We start from the raw sequence: 9,450 nt of genomic DNA on the forward strand, positions 1-9,450 counted from the left end.
TAGCTCCTCGGCCGGCCCCGTCGCTCTGTCATTGCCGGTGTCCACACGGCGGTCGCCTCGGGCGTCACCCAAACCGTTAGGCTGCCACGCCGCCGCAGCGCGGCGTCATATTCGGCCCAATTCTCAATTTTGTACCGCGCATTCGGGATCCTGTGGCGACGCGGTTCATTCGCCTTGTACGGCATCAGGGCCCTCGGGTTCAGCGGACGACCTCTATACCGATCCGCTTGCCGCCGCGAAAGCTCTACGGCTGTTTTTGCACCAAGGTCGAGGTGAGGGGCTGTCGTCACGTTCTGGCCGACAAGGGCTATGACAGCGATAAGTTGAGAGCCGTGATCCGCGGCAAGGGTGCCAGGCCCGTCATTCCGGGACGCTCGTCCCGCAAGCGTAAGATGCGCTTCGACAAAACCCGGTACCGGTTCCGCTGGACCGTGGGGGCCGTCTTCTATCGCCTGAAGGACTTTCGCCGCGTCGCCACACGCTATGACAAACTCGCCAGAAACTACGAAGCAACCCTCGCCATCGCAACCATGGTGGCGTACTGGCTATGATTGAGTCTGGACCCTAGGATCCGGCGCTGTCCAGTTCCCTCGCCAGCAGTTCGCCCGAGAAACCGGCGACGGCCCTCAGCCTCTCGGGCTTCATACCTGCGTAAGCTGCTGCCGAAAAGCCACGTAAAGTGGTTACAATAACGTCCGTAAGTGTGTCCGCTTGGTCAGGGGCGTGGCTTGAAATCGCAGCCTTGAGCGCTTCCGCCATCTGATTGCCGATCCTCAGTGCGATCGAACGCGCATCAGGATCGGCGGCGCGCGCGCCTTCGGTGACAAGACATCCCGGACACGACGCATCGCGGCTATATTGATCGGCAGCCGCGATGAAGAGGTGCCTTATGCCGTCTCCGAGGGATCTATCCTCGGCGAATATCTCCGATAGCGGCAGGCCCTGTTCAACGACGTAACGCTCCAGTGTGCGCTCGAACAGTCCGATCTTGCTGCCGTAGGCGGCGTAAAGGCTCGGCGGATTTATATCGAGGGCCTCCGTCAATGCAGCAACGCCGACGCCGTCAAAGCCATACCTGTGAAACAGCGCTTGGGCTTTGTTGATCCCCTCTTCACGATTGAACTCGCGCCGGGGGCGGCGTTGTCGTTTGGATTCCTGCACGGTGGTTCTCCGACTCAACTCGATAATAGCGATCGCTACGAAAAAGCTCAACAACCCTTGCCAGATTATTGTAGCGATCGCTATTATCGTGTCATCAGAAAAGGAGCAAGACAGTGAGTGCATCGGACAGAAGGATTGCCGTCGTGACGGGCGGGAGCAGCGGGATCGGTTTTGCCATCGCGCGAAAGATGGCAAAGCAGGGCATGCGGGTCATCATCACGGGGCGCCACCGGGATGCGCTTGATCGCGGCGTCACGAAACTCGGCGGCGACGCTGCCGGCATTGTCGCCGATGTTTCCAGCCCAGCCAGTCTGGAGGCGATGTTCTCCGAGATACGCTCCAGCTTTGGTCCGATCCATATCCTCGTCGCCAACGCCGGCGGCGGTATTCATGCACCCCTGGGGAAGATTACCGAAGCGGACTACGACCAGCAGTTCGACACGAATGTAAAGGGCATCGTATTCACCGTGCAGGGCGCATTGCCGCTCATGAAGGCGGGCTCGTCCATTGTCATCGTCGGTTCCACGGCTTCCATCGATCCCGGCCCCACCATGAGCATATATGGCGCCACCAAGGCGGCTGTTCGCAATCTGGTTCGGAGTTGGGTCAGCGACCTCAAGGGCTCCGGCATCCGTATCAACATCGTTAGTCCGGGGCCGACGAATACCCAGTCGCTGCGTGATGCCTTTGGCGAGCACGCGGAAGAAGGTTTGGCCTTCCTCAAGAACAAGAGCCCGATCGGTCGCATCGGGGAGCCTGAGGAAATCGCTGAAGTGGCGGCTTTCCTTGCAAGCGACGCCGCCAGTTACGTCAACGGCGTCGAACTGTTCGCCGATGGCGGCGCTTCGCAGGCCTGATGGGGAAGAGGATCATGTCCACGGATATCATCAATCACATCGAATTCCCTGTCGCTGAAGCGGAGCGATCGCGGCGATTTTACGAAGCTGTCCTGGCGCCGCTGGGGCTCTCGCTCGTCATCAGCATCGATCCGGCCCGCACGTCCCATGGCGGTGCGCGACACGGCTTCGGCAAAAATGGCTATCCGACTTTGTGGTTTCACGAGGAGAGCGGAGCGAGACGCCCGATCCACATCGCTTTCACCGCCGATGACAGGAAGACCGTGAAGGCGTTTCATGCGGCAGCACTTCGCAGTGGTGGTACGGACAATGGTGGTCCGGCTTTCCGCGAGCGCTATCACGCGAACTACTACGCCGCCTATGTCCTGGATCCCGATGGCAACAACATCGAAGCGGTCTGCCAGACGGAATAATCCCGCGAACAATGACGTTGCGGGGCACGTCAATATCGACGGGGCGGTCCTCGAACTTACGCCGCCCCGTCGCCTCACGACCTCAGGCAACAACCGCGAAGGCGATCACGATTGTCGCCACAACGCCGGCGAGCCGCCGGCGGAGGCTTTGACGGAACTTCTGATCCAAGCCGTACGGCACTATACCGCACACGAAACTCGCAGGGGCTATATGATCAAGGAGGGTAGGCGCGCCGATGATCCAAGAGAGCGTGAGATGGCGGCCAAGCTAGCGGAGCCGGCCAGCGAGGCAATCCGGAAATACGTGGCGAAGCATAATTCGGAGAGAGGGACACAGGTTACCGACCACATCCTGCTAACGCTTTGCGGACGGTCCTCCTATGCGTGCCTGGGGCGCTCCCGTGAGAAACTCGTCGAGTGTGCGGGAATGGCTGTGAAATCGCTCGATCAGGAATTCAGCGAGGGTTGCTCAGCGCCGCTGCCTTCCGCAGGGCGCGGGGCCGTGCGCGATATAGATGCGGGGGCACTGCCCCTCGGTCAGCGGAAGGCTCAAGGGCAGCCCTAGTTCGCCGCTTTGCCTCGCTGCACCTTGCGCCTCTCGCTTGAAAGGCAGCGACGGTTACTTCGAGCTCATGCCTGCGAAAGCAGAGGGACGAATGATCGTTAACGATGACGACGGCCTGCATCCAGGCATAGACGATCGTCTGTCCGACGAACTTGAAGTCGCGCTTCTTGAGCGCCTTCGATATCGTCCGAGAGAGCTCGGTCTCCGTGCTGTAGCCCGAGCCCGGAACTGCTTCCCATCCGTGAATGACCAGCAGAAGGCTGCAAAGTGGTTGTCCGCCTCCTGCATGGCGTTGAAGATCTGTGCGCCCCGGATCGTTGCCTCGATCTTGGCACGGAGGGAGCACGGATGATGTCGGGGTTGGCCATTAGTCGTTCGACATCATCAGCACCGAACATCGCCAGCTTCGTCGGGTCGAACTTGGGGAAGGCTTCGCGGAAAGCCTCGCGTTTGCGAAGAACGATCTCCGCAAGCGGCGCTGGCCGGTCGAGCGCAGCAATGCCTGGGTCCTCGAGAACAAACGCCTCGCTCTGCGCTACGACCGCCTCGGCTTCATAATCCAGTCAATGCTCCAGGCCGTATACATCTTCCTGGTTGAAGGACACGTAGCAAAGGAATTGTGAAAACCGCCTCTTAACAAAGATCAACGATACGGGTGTCGGCGATCGTTTCGGCAAAGCTGCTGCCGAACAGCCTTGCAGGCGTTTGGAAGCCGGGTCGGACCTCGCCGGCAAGCACACGCCGGGCCGCTTCTGCGGCGGCCATGGACGTGAAGGTGTAACCGTTCACCGTATCGAGCACAGAACGAACCACCGTTCCGTCCGCGTCGGTGACTTCGACGGCCGCATGGTAGCGGCTCGCTTCACGTTCCTCGAAGCTGGGGCCGGCCGGCAGACCCTTTATCTCTCCCGTCGGGAATGCACCCGCGGTGACGTGGACGAAGGTTTCGATGTCAGGCACGCCGGTCGCCTGGTAGATCGTCACGAGGTCGGGCAGCGTCACGGGGAAGGACGATTGCGGTCCACTGCCGAAGTCGAAGTCGCGGGCTTCATCCGGGCCGCGCGTGACGAGTTCGCCGCCAACGAGACGAAGCGTTTCCGGCGCGATACTCTGGCTCGCGCTGATCGCCGATCCTCTCGACATCGCTCCTGTGACATGAAGCGCAATGCTGATCTTCCGGGCATTCTTGACGCGCGCGACGGCATGTCCAGCGAGACTTCCCAACATCGCGACGCTTCCACCGCTTCCCGGCAGAAGCATGACTCCAGCTGCACGGACTCGGGCATTGAGCGCCAAAGCTTCGCGGTAGGTGTCGAGTTCGGCCGAGAAGTCGAGATAATGCACCCCGGCACCGCTCGCGGCGGACATGAGAGGCCGGGCGGTGTTCGCGAAGGGACCTGCGGCGTTGAGCAGAACGGAGACGCCCGCAAGGCCGGCCGCGACGGCATCGGGATCATCGATCGAGAACAACCTGACACCCGCGCCGAGGCGGCTGGCTACCGCTTCCAATCTCGTCCGGTCTTGTTCGCGACCGGCAAGAACGAGGTCAAGTCCGGCAGACGCGGCATGCTCCGCAGCCATGCCACCGGTATAGCCGGCGGCTCCATAGATCATGAGAGTGTTCATGTGGGTGTTTCTTCTTCTGTGATTATTCGAGATCGGCGTCGATGCGCGTGATCAGTCCGTCGCCATCGACCGAGATGTCGAGGAGGCCGATCTCGTGACCGAAGTCTCCGGTGAAATCGACCCTCACGCGGGCGCGGGTCTAGCCGATCGTCTCGATCGAGAGGAAACGGGTCACCGTGTGATAGCCGATGAAGTATCGCTCGATGTAATCGCGGATGCCGGCATGACCGTCGAAACAATGGCCCGTCAACGGGTCGTCGATCACCGCGTCAGGCGTGAACAGGTCAATGCTGTGTCGACATCGACGGCGTTAGTGGCATCGCATCAGCCCCCATGCTGCCAGCTTTTGAAAACGAATTCGAGGCTGTGGCCGTCCGGGTCGCAAACTTGCGCCGCATAGTAGCGGGGATCGTAGTGAAGCTGCGGCCCCGGTGCATGGATCTCGCTCGCACCAGCCGCCAAAGCTTCGGCATGGGCGGCATTCACCATGGCTTCGGAATCCGCGACAAAGCCGACATGCATGGCATCGGGTGCGGCTGTGCCCTGCCTCAGCCAAACGAACATCCGGCCCTTGGCACCGAAGCCCTTGAGGTCGGGATGACCCGCCGGGCCTTGCTTGCCTTCATAGTCGTGGCGGTCGGTGATCCCGAGGAGCGGGAGCACCCTCTCGTAGAAGACGATCGATCGCCCCATATCGCCGACCGTAAGGAAGATATGATCGAGCATGTGAACCTCCTCAAATGTTGTAGCCGCCGCCGATCTCGATGGTCTGGACATTGATCCAGCGGCTGTCGTCCGACAGCAGGCTCGCGACCATGCAGCCGACATCATCAGGGTCGCCGACGCGACCGAGCGCCGTCTGCCCGGCGAGCAGCGCCTCGAATTCTTCGGGTAGGTGAGGATGACGCTCATACCGCGCCTGCCGCACTGGGTTGCGATGCTGGTGCCGAGGCTGCGGCTTCCGCCGGAGATGATGACGATGCTCATGTGGCGACCCTTCGATTGGATGGATCAGTCATAGCCATCGTGCCCTCATGAGCGCTCCCATGATCCTCTTCTATTCTTGCCTATATCTGCTTGATCGTTGAATGTGAGCCGTCTGTGTGAAACAACAAATCCATGGACACACAGCTTCAGGAATTGCGGCAATTGGCATCACGGGCTGAGAACCGCCGCACGGAGACGGGTATTCCGCGCATAGCCATGGTGCAGGGAGAAATTCCGGAACATCAGCTTGCCGCCCTCTACGATCCCATGGTCAATCTGATCCTGACGGGGTTCAAGACCATGACGGTTGGCGACCGCACGTTTCGCTATGATCCCGCGACATATTTCGTGATGTCGGTCGAATTGCCGGCGGTCGGCTCCTTGCATCCGTCTGATGATGGAGATCCGTATCTTGCCATCAGCCTGACGCTCGAGCCTGCGATCGTCGCAAACCTGCTTGCGGACCTGCCTAAACCTGCCGGAGGTGAACTCTACAGCCCTGGCTTCTCGGTAGCGCCTGTGACCCCTGAACTACTCGATGCCTGGCTTCGGATGCTGCGCCTGATGGTGCGCCCGAACGAGATCGCCGCCCTCGCTCCAGCCTATGAGCGCGAAATCCTTTTCCGGGTCCTGCAAGGACCGCTGGGCTGGATGCTGCGGGATACTGCGACGTCCGACACCGCTCTTTCACGGATTGGCATTGCCATTCGGTGGATCAGGGAAAACTTCGCCAAGTCTTTGCGCGTCGCGGCTCTGGCAGAGATGGTGGCACTCAGTGTCTCCGCCTTCCACCGTCACTTCAAAGCCGTGACCGCGCTTAGCCCGCTCCAGTACCAGAAGCATGTGCGGTTGTTACACGCTCGGTCTCTGCTTATCGCCGGAGAAGGCAATGCCACATCCATCGCTTTCGATGTGGGGTACGAGAGCCCAACCCAGTTCAGTCGAGAATATGCGCGGCAGTTCGGTTTGCCGCCGTCGAAAGACGCAGCGAGGCTACGTCGAGGAGCGGCATTTTGAGTTGACCTGCTGTGGCTGGCCACGTCCGTGCGCACAGGGACAGCGGCGCCGTCCACCCTGTTGCGCCGCCTAGCGGTCTACCCAAGGCAGAACCAGCTCGCCAAGAGGCACTGTCATGGGAACTTGGCCGGCGCGAACAGACCCTGAGTCATGGAGCATCGTCAAGCAGCAGCGGCCGCAGCGTTCCAATCGGCCATGGCCTGAGCTCGGAAGGTGCGCGGGGTTCGGCGGGAATCAGGTGGCGCTGGAGGTTGAAGGTGTTGTGTGTGTGGGTGGCGGCGTGCATCGAGACGAAGCGCTGGGTGGATCCCGGCGATTTGAACCGCCGCATTTTGCGCTCTCGTCGACGGAGCGGTTGATGGGAGACCTCGGCCCGGTTGTTCTGGCAAACCCCTTGTTCATGGTCGGCGCTCAGGCCGATCTCCTTGAAGGCCGTCCCGTGGGAGCGCGGTTTGTCGGTTGTCACCCAGGTCGACGCGAAGCCCTGTTTCCTGAGCGGCTCGCGGATGAGCTCTCGGGCCGCGGCCTTGTTCCGTCACCGCTGGGTCAGGACCTCCAGCACCTCGCCCTCATCGTCAACCGCCCGCCACAGGCACATCCGCCCGCCGTTGATCCGCACCACCATCTCATCGGGATGCCAGCGCGAGCTGGGCTCGCACCGCCGCCGCCGCAGGTTCCGTGCGATTGCCAAGCCGAACTTGCCGACCCAGCGCCGGATCGTCTCGTACGAGACATCCAATCCCCGCTCGGCCAACAGGTTCTCAACGTCCCGGTAGCTCAGCGTGAACCGGGGATAAAGCCACACCGCGTGTTGGATGACAGCGGGCAGGAACCGGTGGCGGGCACACTGGATGGGCCGCATCGAAAAAGGTTATCGTCAACGTCCACGGAGCGCCACTGTTCCCGTGACATTACCCCCGGTGAACTTTGACGCCGTTGATCTTCTTGCCGCCATCGAAACAACGACCTATGCGGCTTTGGGCCGACCAGCGGGAGCGGCTGTCGATTACGACAGCCGTCGACTCGGCGGCATCACTGCAGGGCAGCCGCCAGGTGCGGCGCAGGCGGTCGAGCAGGCGACGCCACAGTCCAGAGCCGGGTCCAGCGGTCGAATAGGCTGAACAGCGTATTGAACGGAATATCGCATAGCTGCCCGATGGCGCGCCACCGCATGCCGAAGAAGCACAGGCACCAGATCGCCATGATCTCCTTGCGCAACGCCGCCCCAGGGAGTGCCGGCTTCGGTGCGGAGCGCGCCGGCTTCGTGCCGTCCGCCTCCATCGCCGCGAGGTCCGTCAGAACCTCATCCACGTCGGCGAGGCGTCCCAGGAGGCCGGAGAAGTCTTTGCGGTTCTGACAGCGGTACCCATATGATGCTGGCTCGGTGGCTGTTGACGACGAACCCCGTCATAGCCAGCAACCTCCCATGGATCATTCCTTTTTTAAACTCAAAGTAGCATCCCGGTCAGCACAGGTCGGCACGTCCCGTCTGCGAACAGACACTCAGGATTTGGCGCGATAGATTTGACGGAACCGGAAAGTCGCCGTTCAATCAGCCAGCGCCATCTCGATGGCGGCCTCTGCATGAAGCGCGGTCGTGTCGAAGATTGGGACAACGCTGTCCTCGGGCCGAACCAGCAGCATGATCTCGGTGCAGCCGAGGATCACCGCCTCCGCCCCGGCATCGACCATGCGTGCGATGATGGCCCGGTAGTCCTCCCGCGAGTCCGGAATGACCTGCCCGGCGACCAGCTCCTCGTAGATTACCCGGTGAACCGTCGCGCGATCCTCGTCGCCTGGGATGATAACGTTCAATCCGTGATGCTGGGCCAAACGCCCCTTGTAGAAGTCCTGTTCCATCGTGAACGCGGTGCCGAGCAGCCCGACCGTCCGATGGCCTGCCGCCTTGATGCGCTCGGCCGTGGGATCGGCGATGTGAAGGAGCGGCACCTTCACCGCGTTTTCGACCTCTGCCGCCATCCGGTGCATGGTATTGGTGCAGATCAACAGGACATTGGCGCCCGCTGTTTCGAGCCGTTGCGCCGCTTCTATGATCAAAGCATTTAGCTCATCCCAGTCGCCCCGATGCTGGAGTTCCTCGATCTCAGAGAAATTGAACGACCACAGAAGGCACCGCGCCGAGGCCGTTGGGCCGAGCCGATCTCGAACACCTTGGTTGAGAATACGGTAGTACTCCGCCGAGCTTTCCCAGCTCATCCCGCCGATCAAACCGATTGTCCGCATAATACCTCCTGCCTATCAGCTTGAGGCGTACAGCCACCGCTTTCCCGGAAAGGCGGAACCGCTCCTCCTGCCTCGGTAGTGAACGGAAACCCTACGCCAAAATCGACCCAAGCCACCGCCGAATCAGGTCAACCTTCTCGGTGGCGGATCTGAATGCCGAGTTCACACCACGAAGCTTGTGGAGCGCGAGAGCGTGTCCCAGGCGGTCAATTCCGTTCTCATGACCTCCAACTTGGCATCCACCAAGGCCAACGCATCCTCGCCGAGGAACAGCCGCACCGGCGGGTTGTCCGCCTCGACCAAGTCTAAAAGCGCTTTCGCCGCTTTGGCTGGATCACCCGGTTGGTTGCCGCTCTTGGTTTGCCGTGCGGCGCGTATGGGATCCATCACCGCGTCATAATCCGGGATGCTGCGGGGCGTGCGGTCCATAGAGCGGCCCGCCCAGTCGGTGCGGAACTGGCCGGGCGCCAGCGCGGTGACCCGGATGCCAAAGCCTGCCACCTCCTTGCCGAGCGCCTCGGAAACTCCCTCCAGGGCGAACTTGCTGCCGCAGTAGAAGCTGATCCCCGGCATGGTGATG

Annotated in this window: 11 protein-coding genes and 6 pseudogenes; 5 read left to right on the plus strand and 12 right to left on the minus strand. The window is 61.4% G+C overall.

Annotated features, from left to right (window positions below):
- Positions 1-185 (minus strand): annotated as a pseudogene (locus tag N825_RS38475) (IS5/IS1182 family transposase); the annotation flags it as partial.
- A gap of 99 nt (positions 186-284) precedes the next feature.
- Here N825_RS38475 and N825_RS38480 point away from each other — a divergent pair.
- Positions 285-551: pseudogene (locus N825_RS38480) on the plus strand (transposase); the annotation flags it as partial.
- Between the two features lie 13 nt (positions 552-564).
- Here N825_RS38480 and N825_RS35070 read toward each other — a convergent pair.
- A complete protein-coding gene (locus N825_RS35070) occupies positions 565-1,161 on the minus strand; it encodes a TetR/AcrR family transcriptional regulator (RefSeq protein ID WP_037462078.1) in 597 nt (198 codons plus the stop codon).
- A 113-nt stretch (positions 1,162-1,274) separates the two neighbouring features.
- On the opposite strand from N825_RS35070, the gene N825_RS35075 reads away from it, so the two are divergent.
- Together N825_RS35075 and N825_RS35080 are read left to right on the plus strand one after the other, a co-directional pair.
- Positions 1,275-2,018, plus strand: coding sequence for an SDR family NAD(P)-dependent oxidoreductase (locus N825_RS35075; RefSeq protein ID WP_037462059.1), 744 nt, complete (start codon positions 1,275-1,277; stop codon positions 2,016-2,018).
- 14 nt (positions 2,019-2,032) lie between these two features.
- On the plus strand, positions 2,033-2,431 hold the full coding sequence (locus tag N825_RS35080) for a VOC family protein (protein ID WP_084165413.1): 399 nt from the start codon (positions 2,033-2,035) through the stop codon (positions 2,429-2,431).
- Between the two features lie 455 nt (positions 2,432-2,886).
- On the opposite strand, the pseudogene N825_RS41120 reads toward N825_RS35080, so the two are convergent.
- The 6 genes and pseudogenes from N825_RS41120 to N825_RS40055 form a co-directional block, all read right to left on the minus strand.
- Positions 2,887-3,323 (minus strand): annotated as a pseudogene (locus N825_RS41120) (DNA-3-methyladenine glycosylase I).
- 26 nt (positions 3,324-3,349) lie between these two features.
- A pseudogene (locus N825_RS41125) lies at positions 3,350-3,559 on the minus strand (DNA-3-methyladenine glycosylase I); the annotation flags it as partial.
- Positions 3,560-3,629: 70 nt separating this feature from the next.
- Positions 3,630-4,622, minus strand: a complete 993-nt coding sequence (locus tag N825_RS35095) for a saccharopine dehydrogenase family protein (protein ID WP_037462063.1) — start codon at positions 4,620-4,622, stop codon at positions 3,630-3,632.
- A 139-nt stretch (positions 4,623-4,761) separates the two neighbouring features.
- Positions 4,762-4,887 carry a hypothetical protein gene (locus N825_RS40890; protein ID WP_281174405.1) on the minus strand — a complete coding sequence of 42 codons (126 nt, stop codon included), beginning with the start codon at positions 4,885-4,887 and terminating at the stop codon, positions 4,762-4,764.
- A 59-nt stretch (positions 4,888-4,946) separates the two neighbouring features.
- Entirely contained in the window at positions 4,947-5,348 is a 402-nt protein-coding gene (locus N825_RS35105) for a VOC family protein (RefSeq protein WP_037462065.1), read from the minus strand.
- Positions 5,349-5,358: 10 nt separating this feature from the next.
- Positions 5,359-5,550 (minus strand): SDR family oxidoreductase, encoded by a 192-nt coding sequence (locus N825_RS40055; protein ID WP_037462067.1) that lies wholly within the window; start codon positions 5,548-5,550, stop codon positions 5,359-5,361.
- 191 nt (positions 5,551-5,741) lie between these two features.
- On the opposite strand from N825_RS40055, the gene N825_RS35115 reads away from it, so the two are divergent.
- Both N825_RS35115 and N825_RS41130 read left to right on the plus strand, forming a co-directional pair.
- The gene (locus N825_RS35115; RefSeq protein WP_037462070.1) at positions 5,742-6,626 is read left to right on the plus strand and encodes an AraC family transcriptional regulator; all 885 of its coding nucleotides are present in this window, start codon (positions 5,742-5,744) and stop codon (positions 6,624-6,626) included.
- A gap of 3 nt (positions 6,627-6,629) precedes the next feature.
- Positions 6,630-6,731 (plus strand): annotated as a pseudogene (locus N825_RS41130) (Tn3 family transposase); the annotation flags it as partial.
- A gap of 56 nt (positions 6,732-6,787) precedes the next feature.
- On the opposite strand, the pseudogene N825_RS35120 reads toward N825_RS41130, so the two are convergent.
- The 4 genes and pseudogenes from N825_RS35120 to N825_RS35135 all read right to left on the minus strand — a co-directional run.
- Positions 6,788-7,488 (minus strand): annotated as a pseudogene (locus N825_RS35120) (IS6 family transposase).
- 170 nt (positions 7,489-7,658) lie between these two features.
- Positions 7,659-7,937, minus strand: a complete 279-nt coding sequence (locus N825_RS35125; protein ID WP_037462071.1) for a hypothetical protein — start codon at positions 7,935-7,937, stop codon at positions 7,659-7,661.
- Between the two features lie 237 nt (positions 7,938-8,174).
- Complete coding sequence (locus N825_RS35130; protein ID WP_037462073.1) at positions 8,175-8,870, minus strand: aspartate/glutamate racemase family protein; 696 nt, start codon at positions 8,868-8,870, stop codon at positions 8,175-8,177.
- A gap of 162 nt (positions 8,871-9,032) precedes the next feature.
- Positions 9,033-9,450: SDR family NAD(P)-dependent oxidoreductase (locus N825_RS35135; protein ID WP_037462085.1), on the minus strand; the 418-nt coding region annotated here is incomplete at its 5' end.

The sequence above is a fragment of the Skermanella stibiiresistens SB22 genome (assembly GCF_000576635.1).
Classification (GTDB): Bacteria; Pseudomonadota; Alphaproteobacteria; order Azospirillales; family Azospirillaceae; genus Skermanella; species Skermanella stibiiresistens.

Excerpts from the sequence above, each read along its gene's own strand:
- N825_RS35115 (WP_037462070.1), top strand. The coding sequence starts at position 5,742 with ATGGACACACAGCTTCAGGAATTGCGGCAATTGGCATCACGGGCTGAG.
- N825_RS35130 (WP_037462073.1), bottom strand. The coding sequence starts at position 8,870 with ATGCGGACAATCGGTTTGATCGGCGGGATGAGCTGGGAAAGCTCGGCG.
- N825_RS35080 (WP_084165413.1), top strand. The coding sequence starts at position 2,033 with ATGTCCACGGATATCATCAATCACATCGAATTCCCTGTCGCTGAAGCG.
- N825_RS35095 (WP_037462063.1), bottom strand. The coding sequence starts at position 4,622 with ATGAACACTCTCATGATCTATGGAGCCGCCGGCTATACCGGTGGCATG.
- N825_RS35105 (WP_037462065.1), bottom strand. The coding sequence starts at position 5,348 with ATGCTCGATCATATCTTCCTTACGGTCGGCGATATGGGGCGATCGATC.